This window comes from Streptomyces sp. NBC_00683 (assembly GCF_036226745.1).
Lineage (GTDB): Bacteria > Actinomycetota > Actinomycetes > Streptomycetales > Streptomycetaceae > Streptomyces.
Map to the genome: position 1 here is coordinate 1,834,458 of NZ_CP109013.1, position 22,283 is coordinate 1,856,740.

Consider the following 22,283-nt stretch of genomic DNA (forward strand, 5'->3'; position numbering starts at 1 on the left):
CCCCTCACCGAAAGGAGGCCTGCCGTGCCGGTCGTCCGTGAACGGACCGCACCACGCGTCCATCATCCCGCGGGAGCACCGCCGGGGCGGCGGCCCCGCCCCTCGCGCAACCTCTGGCCGTACGCCCTGATCGCCCCCGCGATCGGCGGCATGCTCTACCTGCTCGTGTACCCGCTCGCGCGGGCCGTGCTGATCTCGCTGCAGGACTTCCGGCTCCGCCAGCTGATCAGCGGGGACGCGGAGTTCGTCGGACTGCGGAACTACCGGACGCTGCTGTCCGACCCGCGGTTCTGGGAGGTGGTCGGCCGCACCTTCGTGTTCATGGCCGTCAACGTCGTACTGATCATGGTCATCTCCACCCTGGTCGCGCTGATGACGGAGCGGCTCGGCCGGGCGGGGCGCACAGCGGTGCTCTGTGCGCTGGTGCTCGCCTGGGCCATGCCGGTGGTCGCGGCCACCACGGTCTTCCAGTGGCTGTTCCACTCCGAGTTCGGCATCGTCAACTGGTTGCTGACCTCGCTCGGCTTCGGCTCGTTCGACCGCTACCCGTGGTTCGCGAACGGTACGGCGGCCTTCGTGATCCTGGTGGTACTCATCGTCTGGCAGTCCGTGCCGTTCGCGGCGATCACCCTCTACTCGGCGCTCACCACCGTCCCGGCCGAGCTCTACGAGTCGGCCCGGCTGGACGGTGCGTCCGGCGTCCGGATCTTCCGCTCGGTCACCTTCCCGATGCTCCGGCCGATCTTCATGCTGGTCTTCTCGCTCGAGGTGATCTGGACGTTCAAGGCGTTCGTCCAGATCTGGGTGATGACCCGCGGCGGTCCCGGCGACTCCACCACGATCCTGCCCGTGTACGCGGTCCAGACGGCGCTCTCCAGCCAGCGCTACGACCTGGGGTCCGCCGCTTCGATGGTCACCGTGGTGCTGATGTCCGGGGTGCTCGTCCTCTACTTCCGCCAGATGTTCCGCCAGGAGGACGAACTCCGATGACCCTGCTACGCCCCCGGATCCGGCGGATCCCGCTCAACGCCGCCGCTGTCGTGACCGTCGTCGTCTGCCTCTTCCCGGTGTACTGGATGATCTCGACGGCCTTCAAGCCGTCCCGGGACATCCAGTCGGCCGACCCGCAGCTCGTTCCGTACACCTGGACGCTGGACCACTTCCGACGGGCCGTGCAGGCCGACGGGTTCGAGCTGTTCTGGCGCAACAGCATCCTGGTCACGCTCGGCGCGGTGCTGCTGGCGCTGGTCGTGGCGCTCGGGTCGGCGTTCGCCGTGGCCAGGATGAGGTGGAAGGGCCGGCGCCAGTTCATGCTGCTGGTCTTCATCGCCCAGATGGCGCCCTGGGAGTCGTTGATCATCCCCATCTACATCATCTCCCGCGACACGGACATGCTCGACCGGCTGCCGACGCTGACCCTGGTCTACTTCATGATCACGCTGCCGTTCACGATCGTGGTGCTGCGGGGCTTCATCGCGACCATCCCGCCCGAGCTGGAGGAGGCGGCGCAGGTCGACGGCTGCACCCGGACCGGCGCCTTTCGGCGAGTGGCGCTGCCCCTGCTCGCTCCCGGCCTGATGGCCACCTCGCTCTTCGGATTCATCACCGCCTGGAACGAGTTCGCGTACGCCAACTTCCTGATCATCAAGCAGCAGGACAACCGCACCCTGCCGGTCTGGCTGTCGTCCTTCCAGAACACCTTCGGCACGGACTGGGGCGCCACCATGGCCGCCTCCACGCTCTTCGCCCTGCCCGCGCTGGTCATCTTTCTGCTCCTCCAGCGCCATGTCACCTCCGGCTTCGCGGCCGGCGCCGTCAAGGGCTGACCCCCGTCGCCGTACCGCGAACCGCCCGAGATCCGAATCCGGAGGCCCCCATGCCCGCATCACGCCCCGAGCTCTCCCTCGTACCCCGGCCCCGCAAGGTCTCGCCCCGCCCCGGCCGCTTCGTCCTCGACGCCGGCACCTGCGTCCGTGCCCTGCCGGGCACCGAAGCGGCGGCCGAGCTGCTGCGTACGCTGCTCGGCCCGGCCACCGGCCTGCCGCTGGCCCCCGCGGCCGACGGCCGGATCGTCCTGGCGCTCGACCCGCAGCTCGGCGGGCTCGGCGAGGAGGGGTACGGCCTCACCGTCGGACCGCAGGCGCTTCTGCTGCGCGCCGCCCGGCCGACCGGACTGCTCCGCGGGGTGCAGACGATCCGTCAGCTGCTGCCCCCCGAAGCCCTTTCGGGCGGTGCGCGGGCCGCGTCCTGGGAGCTGCCGTGCGTCGAGATCAGCGATGTGCCGCGCTACCCGTGGCGCGGCGCGATGCTCGATGTGGCCCGGCACTTCCAGCCCGTGTCGTATCTGCGCCGGTACGTCGACCTCCTGGCCTTCCACAAACTCAACACGCTCCATCTGCACCTCACCGACGACCAGGGCTGGCGCATGCCGGTGGACGCCTTTCCGCGGCTGACCTCGGTGGGGAGCCACCGGGCCGAGTCGCTGTCCGACGGTGTCCCGCACTCGGGGGCGTACACCAAGCAGGAGCTGCGGGACCTGGTCGGCCACGCCGCGGCCCGCGGGGTGACGGTCGTACCCGAGATCGAGATGCCCGGTCATGTGCGCGCGGCCCTCGCCGCCTACCCCGAGCTGGGCAACCACCCGGGCCGGAGTCTCGATGTCTGGACCGAATGGGGCGTCTGCGACACCGTGCTCGGCGTCCACGAGCAGGTCTTCGACTTCTGCCGGACGGTGCTGGAGGAGGTCATGGACGTCTTCCCGTCCCCGTACATCCACATCGGCGGCGAGGAGTGCCCGACCACCGAATGGGAGAACAGCCCCGCGGCCCGTGACCGGGCGGCGGCCGAGGGGCTCGCCGGTCCCGGGGCGCTGCACGGCTGGTTCATGGGCCGCATCGGGTCGTTCCTCGTGGAGCGGGGGCGCAGGCCCACCGGCTGGGCCGAGACCGGCACCGAACTCCCCCTCGACTTCACGGTGATGACCTGGCGCGACCCGGCCCACGCCCGTGCCGCCGCCCGCCGCGGCCACCGGGTGGTGAGCGCGCATCACCGTGCCACGTACCTCGACTACGCCCAGTCCACGGATCCGGGCGAGCCGCCCGCGCAGCCGGGAGACCCCGTCGGTCTGCACACCGTGTACGGCAACGAGCCGGCGCCGGAGGACTGGGAGGCCGGCGAGGCCGAGCTGGTCCTGGGCACCCAGGCGCAGTTGTGGACCGAGTACGTGCGGACGCAGGACCGGATCGAGTACCTCACCTACCCCCGCCTGTGCGCCCTGGCCGACCGCGCCTGGTCCGGCAGCGGCGGTGACTGGCCGGGGTTCGTCGAGCGCCTGCGCCACCACACCGCGCGGCTGGACGCCCTCGGTGTCCCCTACCACCCCCTGACCCCGCGGTCCCTCATGACCGCCTCCGCAGGTACAGCGCCATCCCCTCGGTAGCTCAATCCCCCACCACTGTTCCGGAGAGGAACATCCCATGAGGAAGATCGACAGGAGCCGGCTCCGTTCGGCCGCGGCTGCCGCCGTCACCGTGGCGCTGGGCTGCACCGCCCTCGCCGCCGTCCCCTCGACCGCCGGCGCCGCTGCCGCTGCCGACGGGCTCGTCGTCCAGTACCGCACGAGTGCGTCCGGAGCGACGGCCGACCAGAGCGAGCCCTGGCTGAAGGTGCGCAACACCGGCAGTACGAGCGTCCCGCTCAGCAACGTCAAGGTGCGGTACTACTTCAAGGCCGATTCGGCCTCTACGGCCTACCGGTTCGCCTGCTCCTGGGCGGTGAAGGGCTGCGGGAACATCACCGGTACGTTCGGGACGCTCGCGAACCCGACGGCAGACGCCGACCGCTACCTGGAGATCGCGTTCACCTCGGGCGCGGGCTCCCTGGCCCCCGGTGCGGACACCGGGGACATGCAGCTGCGCTTCCACCGGGCGGACTGGCAGTCGCTGCGGCAGAGCGACGACTACTCCTTCGGCGCCGAGCGGACCGCGTACGGCGACTGGCCCCGGATCACCGCGCAGCTCGGCGGGGTCACGGCCTGGGGCGAGGCTCCCGGCGGCAACGGCCCGACGGATCCGACGGATCCCCCCACCGATCCGCCGGCGGACGGGCCCAGGCTGTTCGACGACTTCAACTACAGCGGCCACACGGACCCGGGTATCGCCGCGCACGGCTGGAGCGTCCGCTCCAACTCCGGCGGTCCGGGTGTGCCGGGTGCCGTGTGGGCTCCGGAGAACGTCACCTTCAGCAGCCAGAGCGGCAATTCGGTGATGAACCTGGAGACGTCCACGGCGGGTACCGGCGCCTCGACGGAGCACACGGAGATCCTCACGCAGGCCACGAAGTTCCGTAACGGCACCTATGCGGCCCGGGTGAAGTTCAGCGACGCCCCCCGGTCCGGGCCCGACGGCGACCACCTCGTCCAGACGTTCTTCACCATCAACGACCTCAAGGCGCCGATGGCGGACGACTACGCGGAGTACGACTTCGAGTACCTGCCCAACGGCGGCTGGGGCGAGCCGGCCAACATCCTCTACACGACGTCGTGGGAGACCTACCGCCCCGACCCGTGGGAGGCCGTCAACCAGCACAGCGAGGCGCGGCAGAGCTATGCGGGCTGGCACGACCTGGTGGTGACCATCGACAACAGCGCCATCACGTACTACGTCGACGGGCAGCACTTCGGCACGCACGGGGCGGCGTACCTGCCGGAGCGGCCGATGTCGATCAACTTCAACCAGTGGCTGATCGACCTGGCGGGCCAGAGCAGCACCACGCCCCGGTCCTACGACCAGCAGGTGGACTACGTCCTGCATGTGAAGGACCAGGTCCTGTCCCCGGCCCAGGTGTCCGCACTGGTGGGCCAGTACCGGGCGGCGGGCACGACCTTCCAGGACACGGTGCCGGCCGGCTGACCCGGCGGGTGTGACCGGCGGCGGGGTGGAGGCGGGCGGCCTCCACCCCGCTTCGGCACGTCCGGAAGTCAGGACGCCTCTTGACAGCCCCACCTCCTTCCGGGCAATCTTCCGTTAAGCAGAAACTAACTTCCGCAATACGGAAGGAGCGCACTATGGGTTACTCGGACCAGCGCTTCGATGTGAACCTCTCGATCCTCTTCACCGAACTCCCGCTCCTGGAGCGCCCCGCGGCGGCCGCCGCCGCGGGCTTCACCGCGGTCGAGCTCTGGTGGCCCTGGACGGAGACCCCCACCCCCGCGCAGGCCGAGCTCGACGCCCTGAAGGGGGCGCTCGACGCAGCGGGCACGCAGCTGGTGGGGCTGAACTTCTACGCGGGCCAGCTGCCCGGCCCCGACCGTGGCGCACTGTCCGTGCCCGGCGCGGAGTCGGACCGCTTCCGCGCCAACATCGCGGTGGCGGCCGAATTCGCCGCCTCGGTCGGCTGCCGGGCGCTCAACGCGCTGTACGGCAACCGCGTCGACGGCGTGGACCCGGCCGCACAGGACGCGCTCGCCCTGGAGAACCTGACCGCCGCCGCCCGCGCGGCCGACGGAATCGGGGCCACCCTCCTGATCGAGACCCTCAACAAGCCGGAGTCGCCGCTCTACCCGTTGGTGAGCGCACCGGCGGCGATCGAGGTCGTCGACCGGGTCAACGAGGCGACGGGACTGGGGAACGCCGCTTTCCTGCTGGACCTCTACCACCTGTCGATGAACGGCGAGGACCTCGGCCAGGTGATCAAGGCGTACGCCGCCAAGACCGGCCTCGTCCAGATCGCCGACAACCCGGGGCGCGGCGCGCCGGGCACCGGCTCACTCCCGCTGGAGCAGCTCCTCGACGAGCTGGCGCAGGCCGGCTACGAGGGCTGGGTCGGCCTGGAGTACAAGCCGGGCGACCGGCCGAGCGCAGAGTCCTTCGACTGGCTCCCGGCCGCGGCCCGGCCGGCCCGCTGAGGCCCCGGCCCCCTCGTACACACGCTTATCGGAAGGCACCCTCATGAGCAACAACCTCCCCAAGGTCGCGTGGATCGGGCTCGGCATCATGGGCTCGCCCATGTCCGAGAACCTGATCGAGGCCGGTTACGACGTCACCGGCTACACCCTGGAGCAGGACAAGATCGACCGGCTGGTCGCGGCGGGCGGCAAGGGTGCCGCCTCGATCGCGGACGCGGTGCGCGACGCCGACGTCGTCATCACGATGGTGCCCGCGTCGCCGCAGGTCGAGGCCATCGCGTACGGCCCCGACGGCATCCTGGAGAACGCGCGGCCCGGTGCTCTGCTGATCGACATGTCCTCGATCACGCCGCAGACCTCCGTGGACCTGGCGAAGAACGCGAAGGCCAAGGACATCCGCGTACTGGACGCCCCGGTCTCCGGTGGTGAGGCCGGCGCGATCGAGGCCGTGCTGTCCATCATGGTCGGCGGTGAGCAGACCGACTTCGACGCCGCGCAGCCCCTCCTGAACGCTCTGGGCAGGACGATCGTGCTGTGCGGACCGCACGGCTCGGGCCAGACGGTGAAGGCCGCCAACCAGCTGATCGTCGCGGTCAACATCCAGGCGTGCGCCGAGGCCGTGGTCTTCCTGGAGAAGTCCGGCGTCGACCTGGCCGCGGCCCTCGACGTCCTGAACGGCGGACTGGCCGGCTCGACGGTCCTGACCCGCAAGAAGGACAACTTCCTCAAGCGGGACTTCGCTCCGGGCTTCCGGATCGACCTGCACCACAAGGACATGGGCATCGTCACGGACGCCGCCCGCAACGTCGGTGCCGCCCTGCCCGTCGGCGCGGTCGTGGCCCAGCTGGTCGCCTCGCTGCGCACGCAGGGCGACGGCGGGCTGGACCACTCCGCGCTGCTGCGTGCCGTCGAGCGCCTCTCCGGCTCCCAGGTCTGACACCCCCGGCCCTGCCCCGCAGGGCCCCCCGAACTCCGGGTCGCGGTGGCGCTGACACCTGTCCTGTCGCGCCCAGGCGCCGCCGCGGCCCGGAATCATCTCCTCCAATTTCAACAAACTGTTGACGTTCCGTTCCCGGCGAATCTACGCTCCTGGGGCCGTCAGCAGCCCCAGTACGGAAGGTCTCCATGTCGAAGCGTGTGCTCACGACCGAGTCAGGCGCCCCGGTCGCCGACAACCAGAACTCCGCCACGGCCGGCGCCGGTGGGCCGATCCTCCTCCAGGACCAGCACCTGCTGGAGAAGCTCGCCCGCTTCAACCGCGAGCGCATCCCGGAGCGCGTCGTCCACGCCCGCGGCTCCGGCGCGTACGGCTACTTCGAGGTGACGGACGACGTCACCGGCTTCACCCGCGCCGACTTCCTCTCCGAGGTGGGCCGACGCACCGAGACGTTCATCCGGTTCTCGACGGTCGCCGACTCCCTCGGCGGCGCGGACGCCGTACGCGACCCGCGGGGCTTCGCCCTCAAGTTCTATACGGACGAGGGCAATTACGACCTCGTCGGCAACAACACCCCGGTGTTCTTCATCAAGGACCCGATCAAGTTCCCCGACTTCATCCACTCGCAGAAGCGCGACCCGTTCACGGGCCGCCAGGAGCCGGACAACGTCTGGGACTTCTGGGCGCACTCCCCCGAGGCGACGCACCAGATCACCTGGCTGATGGGTGACCGCGGCATCCCCGCCTCGTACCGCCACATGAACGGCTACGGCTCGCACACCTACCAGTGGACGAACGCGGCGGGCGAGGCCTTCTTCGTGAAGTACCACTTCAAGACGAACCAGGGCGTGCGCTCCCTCTCCGCCGACCAGGGCGCCGAGCTCGCCGGCAAGGACGCCTCCTCGCACCAGACGGATCTGCTCCAGGCCATCGAGCGCGGGGTCAACCCGTCGTGGACGCTGCACGTGCAGGTCATGCCGGCCGCGGAGGCCGCCGACTACCGCTTCAACCCGTTCGACGTCACCAAGGTGTGGCCGCACAGCGACTATCCGCTGCAGCGGGTGGGCCGCCTGGTCCTCGACCGCAACCCGGACAACGTGTTCGCCGAGGTCGAGCAGGCCGCCTTCTCCCCGAACAACTTCGTGCCGGGCATCGGCCCGTCGCCGGACAAGATGCTGCAGGGCCGGCTGTTCGCGTACGCCGACGCGCACCGCTACCGGCTGGGCATCAACCACACCCAGCTCCCGGTCAACGCGCCGAAGGCGGCCGTCGTCGACAACTACGGCCGCGACGGCCTGCACGCGACGCGCTACGGCTCGCGCCAGGACAAGAACTACGAGCCCAACTCGTACTCCGGTCCCGCGGAGACCGGCGCCGCCCTGGCCGCGCCGCTCGCCGTCCACGGCTGGACGGGTACGCACGAGGCACCGGCCCACACGAAGGACGACGACTTCTTCCAGGCCGGTGAGCTCTACCGCCTGATGTCGGCGGACGAGAAGGACCGGCTGATCGCCAACATCGCCGGCGGCCTCTCGCAGGTCACCCGCGACGACGTGATCGAGAAGAACCTGGCCCACTTCCATGCAGCGGACGCCGACTACGGCACCCGCGTGGAGAAGGCGGTCCGCGCGCTGCGCGAGGACTGACCCTCCCTCCCCCATGGGCCCTGCCCGTGCCGCGCACACCCGGATGAGGGGTCATGCGGGGCGCGGGCAGGACGAGGCCGCGGCGGCGGACGACGCCAGTGCGGTGGCGAAGGGCCCGGACGGCCCGGCTTCTGACCTGAAGAAGCCGGGGCGCCGGCCCGGTCACCGCCGCCGCGGCCCCCTGTTCCGAGGGGCGCGGCGCACGGACGACTCCGTGCGCCGCGCCCCTTTTCGACGTCTCCGGACGACGCATCTGAGTACGGGTACGGATGGATGCCGCCGACGGCGTCCCGACAATGGCGCTATGACTACGACGCGGTTACCGCGCGCCGCATCCGGCGGGCGCAGGTCCCTCAGAGGGCTCCTCGGCCTCCTCCTCGTCCTCGCCGTCCCCGCCTGCTCCGCAGAGGACCGCGCCACGAGCCCCGAGGAGCTGCGCGAACTGGCGGGCGGTACAGAGGCGCAGGAGACCCGGAACGTGGCCGAGGACTATCTCCGGACCACCGTGCGCGCCTACGACAAGGACACTCCCCTGGTCCTCGGCCTGACCACGGTGAACGACCTGTGCGTCGGCGGGGCGGCGAGGGAGTGGTTCTTCCCGTCCGGCGACGACCGGTACAGGATCCGCTGCTCCCTGAGGATCACCGCCTACTACGGCGCCGACCCGAAGCGGATCGGTGACACCCTGGACGCCGTCCTCACGGCCGGCGACCACGACGTCTCCGCGTCTCCCACGGGCCCGATCCCGTTCGGTCACGACGACTACCGCACCCGCCTCGTCTCCTACTACCGGGGACGCGGCCCGAACCCGACGGGCCCGGACACCCCGGAACCGTTCCAGCTCTCCGACCCTTCGCAGACCCTGTCCTGGGACACCCTGCGCAGCAGCCCGAAGACGCCGGTCCAGGAGACGGGCCCGTGTACGGAGAACGATCCGCCTGTCACCCGGTGCTTGCGCGAGCCCGCATCGACGACGGTCGCAGACCTGCGCAGGCGGTACGGAATGGTCTTCAAGCTGGAGATGTCGGCCCCCGACTACTACCAGGTCTTCAGGGACGGCTAGAGGGACGACGCCGGCCCCGGGATTCGCCGACAGGGTCGGGAATCCCGGGGCCGGAGCTCCGGACGGTGGCCGGGTGGTCAGGAAACCGTCAGCGCACGGATCGACGTCGGCGCGTGGCCGGGCTCCGTCGCCACATCCTCGAACTCGTTGACCGACGCGATGTCCGTCCCGCTCATCGAGATGTTCGTGACGCGCTCCAGGATCGCCTCGACGACCACCGGCACCCGGAACTCCGCCGCCAGCTTCTTCGCCTCCTCGAACGCGGGCAGCAGCTGGTCCGGCTCGGTGACCCGGATCGCCTTGCAGCCGAGGCCCTCGACGACCTTGACGTGGTCGACGCCGTAGACGCCCAGCTCCGGGGAGTTGATGTTCTCGAACTCCAGGTTGACCTGGAAGTCGATGTCGAAGTTGCGCTGGGCCTGGCGGATGAGCCCCAGGTAGGAGTTGTTCACCAGCACATGGACGTACGGGATGTGGTGCTGCGCGCCGACGGCGAGCTCCTCCAGCATGAACTGGAAGTCGTAGTCGCCGGAGAGCGCGACGACCGATCCCTCCGGGTCGGCCGTGGCGACGCCCAGCGCGGCCGGGATCGTCCAGCCCAGCGGGCCGGCCTGGCCGCAGTTGATCCAGTGGCGCGGCCGGTAGACGTGCAGCATCTGCGCGCCCGCGATCTGGGAGAGGCCGATCGTCGTCACGTACCGGGTCTCGGGCCCGAAGGCCCTGTTCATCTCCTCGTACACCCGCTGCGGCTTCAGGGGCACGTTGTCGAAGTGCGTGCGGCGCTGCAGCGTGGCCCGCCGCTCCTGCGTGGACGCGGCCCATGCCGACCGGTCCTTCAGGGTGCCCGCGGCCTTCAGCTCGCGCGCCACCTCGACGAAGAGCTCCAGCGCGGCCTTGGCGTCGGAGGCGATGCCGAGGTCCGGGGCGAAGATCTTGCCCAGCTGGGTGGGCTCGATGTCGACGTGGACGAACGTCCGGCCCTGCGTGTAGACGTCCAGCTTGCCGGTGTGGCGGTTGGCCCACCGGTTGCCGATGCCGAGGACGAAGTCGGACTCCAGGAAGTTCGCGTTGCCGTAGCGGTGCGAGGTCTGCAGGCCGACCATGCCCGCGTTGAGCTCGTGGTCGTCGGCGAGGATGCCCCAGCCCATCAGGGTCGGCACGACCGGAACACCGGTCAGCTCGGCGAACTCCACCAGGAGTTCGGAGGCGTCCGCGTTGATGATCCCGCCGCCCGCGACGAGCAGCGGACGCTCGGAGGCGTTCAGCATCTCGACGGCGCGCTCGATCTGCTTGCGGGTCGCGGCGGGCTTGTGGACGGGCAGCGGCTCGTACAGATCGGGGTCGAACTCGATCTCGGTGAGCTGCACGTCGATCGGCAGGTCGATGAGGACCGGGCCGGGACGGCCGGTGCGCATCAGGTGGAAGGCCTGCTGGAAGACGCCGGGGACCTGGGCGGCCTCCAGGACGGTGGTGGCCGCCTTGGTGACCGGCTTGGCGATCGACGCGATGTCGACGGCCTGGAAGTCCTCCTTGTGGAGCACCGCCGTGGGGGCCTGGCCGGTGATGCAGAGGATCGGGACGGAGTCGGCGATGGCGGAGTAGAGGCCCGTGATCATGTCGGTGCCGGCCGGACCGGACGTACCGATGCAGACACCGATGTTGCCTGCCGCGGCCCGGGTGTAGCCCTCGGCCATGTGGGAGGCGCCCTCGACATGGCGGGCGAGGGTGTGGTGCACCCCGCCGGATGCCTTGAGTGCCGCGTAGAACGGGTTGATCGCCGCACCCGGCACACCGAACGCGTTACTGACGCCTTCGCGCTTGAGAATCTCAACTGCCGCTCGGGCAGCGGTCATACGAGGCATTGAGTGCTCCTGCTCGGACCTGGTGGATTCGGGCTCTGTCGCGCCACCTGAGAGCACCAATTCCGCATTACGGAAATTCTGTTCTGCTATGTGGAATCAATCTAAGGCGGAGTCGTACGGCCGTCAAGGGAGGACGCCGGGACGAAGTACGCCAACCTCCTCCCCAGAACCTCGCTCCTGGTGGACCATGGGGGTACGGAGCGCAGTCGCCGCGGCAATCACGGCAGGAGGGGCGGACGGTGGATTCCCTACCGGTGCACTGCCCGGCCTGCGGCCGGGACCACGCGTACATCACGCCCGTCTATCCCTGCCCGTGCGGCTCCCCGACGGCCCCGCCGCTGATGCGGGGCACACCGGTCGAACCCATCACCCACCGCACCTGGAACGACGACTGGGTGAGCGTTCGCTGCACCGCCTGCGGGCGGCGGGACCAGTGGCCGCACCCCGAGCTGTGCTGCCCCTGCGGCGCCGTACTGCGGATACCCGTCCGCCCGGTGACCCCGCACGGCGCGGCACCGTCCGCCGCGGCCCGGCCGCCCGGGCCCTCGCACATCCCGCTGCCCCGCACGGCCGCGCACCCGCGCCCCTCGTTCCGGCCGATGGTGATCCGGACCGCGCGCGACGCGGTGAGCGCCGCCGCCCTCTACCTGAAGTGGCTGGGCTACCGCGAGGTCGTCCAGCCCGAGGTGCGCCCCGCGTCCCGGATAGACCTCCGGGCTTCCGGGCTCATCGCACAGGTCGACTCCACCACCCGGCCGACCGCGCTGCGCGACGTCGAGTGCCTCTGGCTCAACGCCCTCAACACCTCGGTGTCGGGCGTGCTCTTCTCGCTGGCCGGCTACGCGGAGGACGCGCGCTCACGCGCCGACGGTCTCGCCATCCCGCTCTTCGTCATGGACCTCACGGGGACGCCGCAGCCGGTGAACAGCCCTGCGGACGAACTGATCAGCACGGGACCCTGACCACCCGTCATACTGGTCCCATGCGCATCCGTCCCGCCCGGCGCCCGGAACTCCCGCTGCTCCAGGCCATCGAGCGCGCCGCGGGCGAGCCGTTCCGCGCGGTCGGCATGCCCGCCGTCGCCGACGACGAGCCGCCACCGCTCGCCCTGCTGGAGAACTACCGTCGCAGCGGGCGCTGCTGGGTGTCCACGGACGAGACCTCGGACCTCCCGGTCGGCTATCTGATCGCCGACCGCGTGGACGGCGCCGCCCACATCGAGCAGATCTCCGTCGACCCGGTGGCCGCCCGCCGGGGTGTCGGCCGGGCCCTCATCGACCATCTCGCCGGCTGGGCCGAGGCGGAGGGACTGACCGCTCTCACACTGACGACCTTCGCCGAAGTTCCTTGGAACGCGCCCTACTACACGCGCCTCGGTTTTCGGACACTGGCGGAGGACGAGCTCGGTGACGGGCTCCGCGGGATCAGGTCGCAGGAAGCCGAACACGGCCTGGACCGCTGGCCGCGCGTGTGCATGCGCCGCGATCTCCCCACCGACACATCGAAATGATTTCGGTCACGTGTGCCCCGCGAGCCTCATATGTTCGGACTGTTGTCAGTATGGGGACGTACAGTGAAGGCATGGTCTTAACTCCTCGGCTTTCACCTCCCTCCACCCCTGTTTTCGCGACCCAGCCCACCCACCCGTCCGCCGTCGAGGCGAACGAGGCGATTCGCGCGCTCGTGGACGCCCGCGCGGGCCAGGACTGGTCGTCCGTGGAGTCGGCGACGTACGAGGTGCTTCTGATCGAGTGGGCGGCCGCGACCAAGGGCATCGACTGCGACATCATCGAAGCCGCCTGACCCCGCCCGACCGCCCCACCCGGCGCCACGCGCCACGCCATGCGCACCGCGCCATGCGCTACGCCCCGTAGCTCTCCCGCAGTTCGACCTTCCGGACCTTCCCGCTGACCGTCATCGGGAAGGTCTCCAGGATCTGCAGTCGGCGCGGGATCTTGTAGTGCGCCAGCTGCTCGCGGCAGTACGCGGTCACCTCGTCCAGCGTCGGCGGATCGGCCGGGTCGCGGGGGATGACGCAGGCCAGGATCTCCTCGCCGTACGTGGCGTCGGGCACCCCGACCACCTGGACGTCGGCGATCTTCGGATGACCGTAGAGGAACTCCTCGATCTCCCGCGGGTACACGTTCTCCCCGCCTCGGATGATCATGTCCTTGATCCGGCCGACGATCTGGACGTATCCGTCCTCCCGCATCACCGCGAGATCCCCCGTATGCATCCAGCGCCCCGCGTCGATCACCTCCGCGGTCCGCCCGGGCTGGTCCCAGTAGCCGAGCATCACGCTGTACCCGCGGGTGCACAGCTCACCGGGCCCTCCGCGCGGCAGGGTCACGCCCGTCACCGGGTCGATCACCTTGACCTCCACATGCGGCAGCACCCGGCCGACCGTGCCGGTGCGGCGCTCCAGGTCGTCGTCCCTGCGGGTCTGGGTGGAGACCGGTGAGGTCTCCGTCATGCCGTAGCAGATCGACACCTCCTCCATGTGCATCTCGGCGACGACCCGCTTCATCACCTCGACCGGACACGGCGATCCGGCCATGATCCCGGTGCGGAGCGAGGAGAGGTCGTAGTCGGCGAAGCCGGGGAGGTTCAGCTCCGCGATGAACATGGTGGGGACGCCGTAGAGCGAGGTGCAGCGCTCCTGCTGAACCGCCGAGAGCACGGCGGCGGGCTCGAAGGACGGGGCCGGGATCACGATGCAGGCGCCGTGCGAGGTGATGCCCAGGTTTCCCATGACCATGCCGAAGCAGTGGTAGAAGGGGACCGGCAGACAGACCCGGTCCTCCTCGGTGTAGCCGACCATCTCCCCCACGAAGTAGCCGTTGTTCAGGATGTTGTGGTGGGAGAGCGTGGCCCCCTTGGGGAAGCCGGTGGTACCCGAGGTGTACTGGATGTTGATCGGGTCGTCGCAGGACAACTCCGCCTCACGGAGGGCGAGTTCTTCTGCGGTGACAGCTGCCGACGTGGCCGTCAGTTCGTCCCAGGTCGGGTCGCCGATGTAGTGGACGGCGCGCAGGTCCGGGCAGTTGGCACGGACCTGGCCGACGAGCGCGCGGTAGTCGCTGGTGCGGTGGACGAGCGACGCGATCAGCAGGGAGATCCCGGCCTGGTTGAGCACGTACTCCAGCTCGTGTGCCCGGTAGGCCGGGTTGATGTTGACCATGACGGCGCCGATGCGGGCCGTCGCGTACTGGACGAGCACCCACTCCGGGCAGTTGACCGCCCAGATACCGACACGGTCGCCCTTGGCCACCCCGGATGCCATCAGTCCGCGGGCCAGTTCCTGGACGGCGGCGCCGAATTCGGCGTACGTCCAGCGGCGCCCCGACACCACGTCGACCAGGACCTCGCGCTCCGGGAAGGCGTCGACCGCCCGGTCGAGGTTGCGGCCGATGGTGTCGCCGAGCAGTGCGGTTCCGCCGGTGCCGTGCGCGTAGGACAGCTCGCTCATCGCAGGTCCCCCTCGTCGAACTCGGTGCCCGCGCCCTGGGCCGTACGCTCCCGCAGTTCGATCCGGCGGATCTTGCCGGAGACGGTCTTGGGCAGCTCGGCGAACTCCAGCCGGCGGATGCGCTTGTACGGGGCGAGGACCGCCCGGGAGTGCTCGAACAGCACCTTCGCCGTCTCCGGGCCGGGCTCCCAGCCCTCGGCGAGTACGACGTACGCCTTGGGTACGGCGAGGCGCACGGGGTCGGGTGCGGGCACGACCGCGGCCTCGGCCACCGCTTCGTGCTCCAGCAGGGCGCTCTCCAGCTCGAACGGCGAGATCTTGTAGTCGGAGGCCTTGAACACGTCGTCGGCGCGGCCCACGTACGTGATGTAGCCGTCCTCGTCCCGGGCGCCGATGTCACCGGTGCGGTAGTAGCCGCCCGCCATGGCCTCGGCCGTACGTTCCGGGTCGCCGTGGTAGCCGGTCATCAGGCCGACGGGTGCGGACGACAGGACGAGGGCGATCTCGCCCTCCGCCACACCCGCCCGCCCGGAGACCGGGTCGAGCAGCTCGACCTCGAAGCCGGGGCTGGGGCGCCCCATCGAGCCGGTCTTCAGCCGCTGGCCCGGCGTGTTCGCCACCTGGACGGCGGTCTCCGTCTGGCCGAAGCCGTCCCGGATGGTGACGCCCCAGGCGCGCCTGACGGTCTCGATGACCTCGGGGTTGAGCGGCTCCCCGGCCGCGACGACCTCCCGCGGCGGTGTCTTCAGCTGCGCGAGGTCGGCCTGGATGAGCATCCGCCACACGGTCGGCGGCGCACAGAAGCTGGTCACCGCGGAGCGGTCCATCTCCGCCATCAGCCGGGCCGCGTCGAAGCGTGTGTAGTTGAAGATGAAGACGGTGGCCTCGGCGCTCCAGGGCGCGAAGAGGTTCGACCAGGCGTGCTTGGCCCAGCCGGGCGAGGAGATGTTGAGGTGCACATCGCCGGGCTTGAGGCCGATCCAGTACATCGTCGACAAGTGCCCCACCGGGTACGAGACATGGGTGTGCTCGACCAGCTTGGGGCTCGCCGTCGTACCGGAGGTGAAGTACAGCATCAGCGGTTCGTCCGCGTCGGTCTCACGGTCGGCGGTGAAGGTATCGGGCGCCTCGTCGGCCCCGCTGTACGGGAGCCAGCCCGCCACGTCCTCGCCGACGGTGATCCGGGTGTAGTCGCCGGGCACCTCGTCGAACTTCGGCGCGTCCTCGGACCGCACGAGAACGTGGCGGACCTTGCCGCGCTCGACCCGGTCGCGCAGGTCGACGGGGCCGAGCAGCGGCGTCGCGGGGATGACGACGGCACGCAGCTTCATCGCGGCGAGGGCGGTCTCCCACAGCTCGGTCTGGTTGCCGAGCATGACCAGGATCCGGTCGCCCTCCCGTACCCCCTGGGCGCGCAGCCAGTTCGCGGCCCGGTTGGAACGGGCGGCCATCCTGGCGAAGGACACCTCGGTGCGCCGTCCGTCCTCCTCCACGATGTGCAGGGCGGTCCGGTCGTTGTTCTCGGCGATGACGTCGAACCAGTCCAGTGCCCAGTTGAAGCGGGCCGGCCTGGGCCATTCGAAGCCGGCGTAGGCCTTCGCATAGTCCTCGCGGTGTTCCAGCAGAAAGTCCCGAGCGGCCCGGAACGTCTCCGTCGCGCTGGTTGCCGGCATGTGCCCTCCTCATTGCGGACCCGTCCCTTAACATCATGTAAACAGTGACCCGGATCTCACCACCCCCGAACGGGGGTGGTGCGGGCAGGACCCCACGGGGCGGAGAGGCATCGGCGTGCCACAACCGGCTGAGGCGACGGAGATGCAGGCGGCTCTGCTGAGGCTGCGCCGCACGAGCGGGCTGCCGGTGGTCTTCGGCGGGCTGCTGTCCGACGCGCGGCACGCGCGGATCGCCGAGCTGAACGGGGCGCAGACGGGTGCGTTGCGCGGGCTCGTCATCTCCGCGGGCAGCGGGCTCGGCGGCAAGGCGATCGCGCTGTCGCGGCCGTGCGCGGTGACCGACTACGCCTCCTCGCGCCACATCAGCCACGAGTACGACACGGCTGTCGCGGCGGAGGGTCTGCGCTCGGTCGTCGCGGTGCCCGTCGTCGTGCGCCGCAAGGTGCGGGGCGTGCTGTACGGGGCGCTGCGCGAGGCGCTCACACTCGGGGACCGCACGTTCGACGCGGCGGTGTCCGCGGCCCGTGATGTGGAGCAGGCGCTGGCCGTGCGGGACGAGGTGCAGCAGCTCCTGGCGACCACCCGGGAGCAGATGACCGGTCCGCACGCGGATCCCGGCACCTGGGAGGACGTCCGCGAGGCGCACCGCGAACTGCGTGCCCTGGCCCCGAGGATCGTCGACCCTGCCCTGCGCGACGAGCTGCTCGCGGTGTGCGGGCGGCTCGCCTCGGCTGCGGGTACGAACCGGTCGGCCGCGGCCCGGCAGGTGAGGCTGGCGCCGCGCGAGACGGATGTGATCGCCTGTGTGGCGGCGGGGGCGACGAACGCGGCGGCGGCCGAGCGGCTGGGGCTGCGGCCGGAGACCGTGAAGGGGTACCTGCGCTCCGCGATGCGGAAGCTGGGGGCGCACACCCGGCTGGAGGCGGTGGTGGCCGCGCGCCGGGCGGGGCTGCTGCCGTAGAGATCCTGGCGCGGCCCGGTCGTGACGGTGGAGGCCACCGGCCGGGCGGACCGACGCCCTCAGTCGCCGAAGTCGACGAACGGGGCGAACCTGACGTCGTACGCGGATGCTTGTGACATCACCGTCAGCAGGTCCACGGCCTCCTGCGTGATCTCCTCGCGCTGCTCCCGGCCGAGTCCGCCGAGGGCCTGGACGGTGACCGTCGCGTCGTCGCCCGTTTCGTCGAGGCGCCAGAGCGCGGCCAGGAAGCCGTCCACCAGGACCGTTCCGTAGGCCTGGTTGCCGACGCCGTTGCGCCCCTTGTACGCGGCCGGGATGATCCGTGTCCGGTCGGCGTGGCCGAGCAGTACGTTGTCGAACTCGGGCAGGAAGCGGGGCGGCGCCGGTACGTCCGGGCCGGGGCGCGGGGCATCCGGCAGGTCGAAGAGCTCGACGCCGTGTTCGTCGCGGAAGGTGACGAGCTGGGGCCGCAGCCGTTCGAAGACCTCGCTCAGCCGGGTGAGGCCCGCCCACATCTGCATGTCCTTCACGGAGGCCGGTCCGAACGCGCCCAGGTAGCGCAGCACGGTCCCGTCGGGCGCGGGCGCCGGCTGCGAGGCCCTGCCGAGCCAGTGCTCGACCGTCGTCAGTGCGACCTGTCCGCTGCGTCCCCACATTCCGCGCGGGGTGACCTGGACGAGCGGCAACAGGCAACGGGCGGCGACCGACAGGGCCCGCGGGTCCGCGTCCGGCCAGTGCACGATCAGTTCCTCCCGCAGCTCCTTCATCGTGCGGGGCCGTTCCTCGACGAGCTCCTTGGCGAGGGAGGCGAGCCGGTCCAGGTCCACCCCGGTGAGCCCGCGCCGGAACACCTTCAGCTCCCGGTCGCGGGCCGGCTGGACCAGGGGGCGCAGGGTGAGGGCGTCATCGGCGGTGTGCGTGTGGATGGTGGAGCGCAGGGTGACGATCCTGACGACTTCGCGGGACTCCATGAGCGCGGAGAGTTCGGCGGGATCGAAGCCTTCGAGCCGGGCTAGGAGCTGGAAGTACGGCGGCCTGGTGTTCTGCGCCTGCAGCCCCACCAGGCGGGTGACGGCGTCCTTCGCCGGCACGGCGGTACGCCGGAGCAGCAACTGGCGTTCCAGGGTTGCCCGGTTGAGTGCGCGGCTGGAGAGCACGGGAGCATTCTTCGCGACCATGGACCGCACGCTACGCGGCAGGCTCTGCACCGGCGCTCGAATCCGACACTCGTGCCGGGCGGCGGCACCACGGACCGGGGGCCGCCCGCCCGCATGATGGTGCCCGTGATCAGTGTCCTCTTCGCCGTTCTGACAGCACTCAGCAACGGTGCCGCCTCGGTCCTCCAGCGCCGCGCCGCCCTGAACGTGCCCGACAGCGAGGCCATGCGGCTGTCGCTGATAGCGCATCTGTTGCGTCAGAAGGTGTGGCTGTGCGGGATCGCCCTGGTGATCGTCGCCGCCGTCTGCCAGGCGGTGGCGCTGGCCACCGGGCCGATCGCCGTGGTCCAGCCGATCTTCGTGATCGAGCTGCCCGCGACGCTGCTGCTCGCCGGGGTCGTCATGCGGGTCCGGGTGTCCCGGACCGTCTGGTACGGCGTGGCCGCCGTGACGCTGGGGCTGGCCGTCGGTATGGCCGCCGCCGCACCGGTCGGCGGCAGTGACAGTGTGCCGGGCGAGGACTGGATCCCGGCTCTCGTGGTCACCGGCCTGTTCGAGGCCGCGCTGATCACCGCCGCGCTCGGCACCGGCGGCAACGCGAGGGCCGCGCTGCTGGGCCTGGCGGCGGCCTGCGGGTACGCGCTGACGGCTGCCCTGATGAAGGACGCCATGGCGCGGCTGGACGAAGGGGGTGTGACCGCCCTGCTGACGGCCTGGCAGCTGTACGCCACGGCGGCGGCCGGTGTGGGGGCGCTGTTCCTCCTCCAGAACGCGCTGCACGCCGGCAGTCTGGCGGCCGTACAGCCGATGCTGACGCTCGGGGACGCGCTGATCAGCATCACGTTCGGGGTGACGCTGTTCGGGGAGGTCCTGCGCACCGGCTGGTGGCTGCTGCCGCAGCTGGCCGGTGTGGCGCTGATCGCCGTGGGCTGTGTGGTGCTGGCCCGTTCCCCGCTGGCCGCGGCGAACGCGGGGGACACCGCCCCCGCGCCGCGGGTGGAGTGAGGACGGGTCAGGGGCGCCCGCGGGCCGGTACGCCCTCGCCGGGCGGCACCGGGCCCGGCGGGGTGCCGTCGCCGAACGGGCGGCCGCCGAGCTGCTCCCGGTGGTGCGGGGTCAGCCAGCCGATCAGGTCGGGGCCCAGCGGCACGATGCCGGTCGGGTTGATGCCCGTGTGCACGCGGTAGTAGTGCTGCTTGATGTGGTCGAAGTCGACCGTGTCGCCGAAGCCGGGGGTCTGGTAGAGGTCGCGTACGTACGCCCACAGGACGGGGTCCTCGGCCAGTTTCGAGCGGTTGCACTTGAAGTGGCCGTGGTAGACGGCGTCGAACCGCACCAGGGTGGTGAAGAGCCGGATGTCCGCCTCGGTGAGGGTGTCGCCGACGAGGTATCGACGGTCGGCGAGCCGCTCGGAGACGTGGTCCAGGCGGCGGAAGACATCGAGGTACGCGGCCTCGTACGTGCTCTGGCCGTCGGCGAATCCGGCCCGGTAGACACCGTTGTTGACGTCGCGGTAGATGCCCTCCATCACCTCGTCGATCTCCTCCCGCAGCCGTTCCGGGTAGAGGTCGGGGGCGCCGGGGCGGTGCAGCGCCGTCCATTCGGTGGCCAGGTCCAGCGTGATCCGCTGGTAGTCGTTGGTGACGAGCCTGCCGCTCGGTACGTCGACGATCGCGGGGACACTGACCCCGCCGGGGTAGCCGTGCTCGCGCGCGTCGTACGCCTCGCTGAGGTAGCGGATGCCGAGCACCGGGTCGCGGCCGCCCTCGTCCAGGGTGAAGCGCCAGCTGCGGTCGTCCTGGATGGGGTCGGCGACGGCCAGCGAGAGGGCGCCCTCCAGTCCGAGCAGCCGCCGTGAGACGAGGGCGCGGCTCGCCCAGGGGCAGGCCCTGCTGACGACCAGCCGGTAGCGGCCCGCCTCGACGGGCCAGCCGTCGCGGCCGTCGGCGGTGATGCGGTCGGCGAAGTGGCTGCGCGACCGTTTGAAGGGCTTGTGGCCGTACGAGGTGTTCCCGCCCGGCTCCGCTTCCTCGCCGCTCATCGTGTTCCCCTCTGTGCGTCGGGTGTTTCGGATGTCTCCTGGCTTCTTCTTCCCCGGCGGCCCGCTCCGACGTCGGCCAGGGCCACGACGAGCGCGGCCAGGACGAACACGATGGAGACAAGGAGCCCGCGGTCGTACGCGTCCGCCCAGCCGTCGGGACCCAGCTGGGCGAAGAAGACCGAGCCCACCGCGGCGATCCCGATGGAGGATCCGACCCGCTGGCTGGTCTGGAGGGTGCCCCCGGCACTGCCCGCGTTCTGCACCGGCACCTGGGAGAGGGTCAGGGTCTGGTTGGGGGCGATGACGAGCCCGCTGCCGAGTCCGGCCAGGAGCAGCGGAGCCGCCATCGCCAGTCCGGCGCCCCTGCCCGGCACCAGGTGTGCGGCCAGTGCGGTGAGGCCGAGTCCGACGGCCACCATGACCAGTCCGACGACGATCAGGGGCCGGCCGAACCTGCCGACGAGCCGGCCGCCGATGGTCGCCGCACCACCCGCGCCCAGTGCGAACGGGGTGATCGCGAGGCCCGCCTCCAGGGCGCTGTAGTCCAGGCCCGACTGCAGGTACAGCGTGTTGATGAAGAAGATCGAGGTGAAGCCCGCGAAGTACAGCAGGATCATCAGACACCCCAGCCAGAAGGACCGGAGCCGGAAGAGCGCGAGGTTCAGCACGGGCTGGACGCCCTTCTTCGCGCAGCGGGACTCCCAGCCGACGAAGGCGGCCAGCAGGACCAGGGCGACCAGGACGAGCAGCCATTTCCCGTTGCCCGGCCACTGCTGGGCCTGGACGAACGGAAGCAGCAGGGCCAGCACCCCCGCGCCGAGCAGCAGCACCCCGACCGGGTCCAGGTCGCGTGGCCCGACCCGGCCCGCGGACGGGGTGTCCGGCAGGAGCCGGTGGGCCAGCAGGAGGCAGACGGCTCCGATCGGCAGGTTGACGTAGAAGATCCAGCGCCAGCCCTCCTGCGCCCCCGCACCCTGGATCAGCAGCCCGCCCAGGAGCGGGCCGACGGCGGTGGAGATGCCGACGACGGTGCCGAACATGCCGAAGGCCCGGCCCCGCTCGCGGCCCGAGAACATCTGCTGGATCAGGGCGGAGATCTGGGGCGAGAGCAGCCCGCCCGCCGCACCCTGGAGCAGCCGGGCGACGACGAGCCAGAGGCTGGACTGGGCGGCTCCGCACGCGGCGGAGGCCAGGGTGAACAGGGTGAGGCCCCACATGAACATGGTGCGCCTGCCCCGGGCGTCTCCCAGCCGGCCGCCGGGGATGAGGACGAGCCCGAACGCGAGCGCGTAGCCGGACAGGACCCACTGGAGGTCGGACTCCGGGGTGTGGAGGCCTTCCTTGATGGACGGCAGCGCCACGTTGACGATGGACACGTCGAGGAGCGTCATGAAGCCCGCCACCAGGCAGACGGCGAGGGCGCGCCAACGACGGGGATCGGAAGGTCCGGGAGGAGAGCCAGGATCCCGGTGCGCCACGCTCTCTGCCATGGTCCGAACCCTAGGCCGCGGCTCCTGATTCCGGCGGACCCGTCGGTGGGGTCCGGCGTGTTCCGCCCTACCGGGGGTA

General features: G+C 70.8%; 19 protein-coding genes. 13 read left to right on the top strand and 6 right to left on the bottom strand.

What is annotated here, in order from left to right; genetic code table 11:
* Nucleotides 1-24 precede the first annotated feature (24 nt).
* The 8 genes from OG257_RS08120 to OG257_RS08155 all read left to right on the top strand — a co-directional run bounded on the left by OG257_RS08120 (nt 25) and on the right by OG257_RS08155 (nt 9,551).
* Nucleotides 25-990 carry a carbohydrate ABC transporter permease gene (locus OG257_RS08120; RefSeq protein ID WP_329206067.1) on the top strand — a complete coding sequence of 322 codons (966 nt, stop codon included), beginning with the start codon at nt 25-27 and terminating at the stop codon, nt 988-990.
* A complete protein-coding gene (locus tag OG257_RS08125) occupies nt 987-1,826 on the top strand; it encodes a carbohydrate ABC transporter permease (RefSeq protein WP_329206068.1) in 840 nt (279 codons plus the stop codon). Before OG257_RS08120 ends, OG257_RS08125 begins: the two co-directional genes overlap by 4 nt.
* A 50-nt stretch (nt 1,827-1,876) precedes the next feature.
* The gene (locus OG257_RS08130; RefSeq protein ID WP_329206069.1) at nt 1,877-3,439 is read left to right on the top strand and encodes a beta-N-acetylhexosaminidase; all 1,563 of its coding nucleotides are present in this window, start codon (nt 1,877-1,879) and stop codon (nt 3,437-3,439) included.
* A 37-nt stretch (nt 3,440-3,476) separates the two neighbouring features.
* Nucleotides 3,477-4,910 (top strand): cellulose binding domain-containing protein, encoded by a 1,434-nt coding sequence (locus OG257_RS08135; RefSeq protein WP_329206071.1) that lies wholly within the window; start codon nt 3,477-3,479, stop codon nt 4,908-4,910.
* 155 nt (nt 4,911-5,065) lie between these two features.
* The gene (locus OG257_RS08140) at nt 5,066-5,905 is read left to right on the top strand and encodes a TIM barrel protein (protein ID WP_329206073.1); all 840 of its coding nucleotides are present in this window, start codon (nt 5,066-5,068) and stop codon (nt 5,903-5,905) included.
* Nucleotides 5,906-5,948: 43 nt separating this feature from the next.
* Entirely contained in the window at nt 5,949-6,842 is an 894-nt protein-coding gene (locus tag OG257_RS08145; RefSeq protein WP_329206075.1) for a 2-hydroxy-3-oxopropionate reductase, read from the top strand.
* A gap of 188 nt (nt 6,843-7,030) precedes the next feature.
* On the top strand, nt 7,031-8,488 hold the full coding sequence (locus OG257_RS08150) for a catalase (RefSeq protein WP_329206077.1): 1,458 nt from the start codon (nt 7,031-7,033) through the stop codon (nt 8,486-8,488).
* 304 nt (nt 8,489-8,792) lie between these two features.
* Nucleotides 8,793-9,551, top strand: coding sequence for a hypothetical protein (locus OG257_RS08155; RefSeq protein ID WP_329206079.1), 759 nt, complete (start codon nt 8,793-8,795; stop codon nt 9,549-9,551).
* Nucleotides 9,552-9,628: 77 nt separating this feature from the next.
* Here OG257_RS08155 and gcl read toward each other — a convergent pair whose 3' ends face one another.
* Entirely contained in the window at nt 9,629-11,413 is a 1,785-nt protein-coding gene (gene gcl, locus OG257_RS08160) for a glyoxylate carboligase (RefSeq protein ID WP_329206081.1), read from the bottom strand.
* 239 nt (nt 11,414-11,652) lie between these two features.
* Between gcl and OG257_RS08165 the strand changes: the two genes are divergently transcribed.
* The 3 genes from OG257_RS08165 (at nt 11,653) to OG257_RS08175 (ending at nt 13,216) form a co-directional block, all read left to right on the top strand.
* The gene (locus OG257_RS08165) at nt 11,653-12,375 is read left to right on the top strand and encodes a hypothetical protein (protein ID WP_329206083.1); all 723 of its coding nucleotides are present in this window, start codon (nt 11,653-11,655) and stop codon (nt 12,373-12,375) included.
* Between the two features lie 20 nt (nt 12,376-12,395).
* Nucleotides 12,396-12,923: a GNAT family N-acetyltransferase gene (locus tag OG257_RS08170; RefSeq protein ID WP_329206085.1), complete on the top strand. Its 528-nt coding sequence runs from the start codon at nt 12,396-12,398 to the stop codon at nt 12,921-12,923.
* 71 nt (nt 12,924-12,994) lie between these two features.
* Complete coding sequence (locus tag OG257_RS08175; RefSeq protein WP_329206086.1) at nt 12,995-13,216, top strand: hypothetical protein; 222 nt, start codon at nt 12,995-12,997, stop codon at nt 13,214-13,216.
* A 58-nt stretch (nt 13,217-13,274) separates the two neighbouring features.
* Here OG257_RS08175 and OG257_RS08180 read toward each other — a convergent pair whose 3' ends face one another.
* Both OG257_RS08180 and OG257_RS08185 read right to left on the bottom strand, forming a co-directional pair.
* The gene (locus tag OG257_RS08180) at nt 13,275-14,882 is read right to left on the bottom strand and encodes an AMP-binding protein (RefSeq protein WP_329206087.1); all 1,608 of its coding nucleotides are present in this window, start codon (nt 14,880-14,882) and stop codon (nt 13,275-13,277) included.
* Nucleotides 14,879-16,555 (bottom strand): AMP-binding protein, encoded by a 1,677-nt coding sequence (locus OG257_RS08185; protein WP_329206089.1) that lies wholly within the window; start codon nt 16,553-16,555, stop codon nt 14,879-14,881. Before OG257_RS08185 ends, OG257_RS08180 begins: the two co-directional genes overlap by 4 nt.
* A 142-nt stretch (nt 16,556-16,697) precedes the next feature.
* Between OG257_RS08185 and OG257_RS08190 the strand changes: the two genes are divergently transcribed.
* Nucleotides 16,698-17,516 (top strand): response regulator transcription factor, encoded by an 819-nt coding sequence (locus tag OG257_RS08190; protein WP_383810223.1) that lies wholly within the window; start codon nt 16,698-16,700, stop codon nt 17,514-17,516.
* A gap of 59 nt (nt 17,517-17,575) precedes the next feature.
* On the opposite strand, the gene OG257_RS08195 is transcribed toward OG257_RS08190, so the two are convergent.
* Nucleotides 17,576-18,694 (bottom strand): winged helix DNA-binding domain-containing protein, encoded by a 1,119-nt coding sequence (locus tag OG257_RS08195; RefSeq protein ID WP_329206091.1) that lies wholly within the window; start codon nt 18,692-18,694, stop codon nt 17,576-17,578.
* A gap of 105 nt (nt 18,695-18,799) precedes the next feature.
* Between OG257_RS08195 and OG257_RS08200 the strand changes: the two genes are divergently transcribed.
* Entirely contained in the window at nt 18,800-19,678 is an 879-nt protein-coding gene (locus OG257_RS08200; RefSeq protein WP_329206092.1) for a DMT family transporter, read from the top strand.
* 7 nt (nt 19,679-19,685) lie between these two features.
* On the opposite strand, the gene OG257_RS08205 is transcribed toward OG257_RS08200, so the two are convergent.
* Both OG257_RS08205 and OG257_RS08210 read right to left on the bottom strand, forming a co-directional pair.
* A complete protein-coding gene (locus tag OG257_RS08205) occupies nt 19,686-20,714 on the bottom strand; it encodes a glutathione S-transferase family protein (protein ID WP_329206093.1) in 1,029 nt (342 codons plus the stop codon).
* Nucleotides 20,711-22,204, bottom strand: coding sequence for an MFS transporter (locus OG257_RS08210; protein ID WP_329206094.1), 1,494 nt, complete (start codon nt 22,202-22,204; stop codon nt 20,711-20,713). Before OG257_RS08210 ends, OG257_RS08205 begins: the two co-directional genes overlap by 4 nt.
* Nucleotides 22,205-22,283 lie beyond the last annotated feature (79 nt).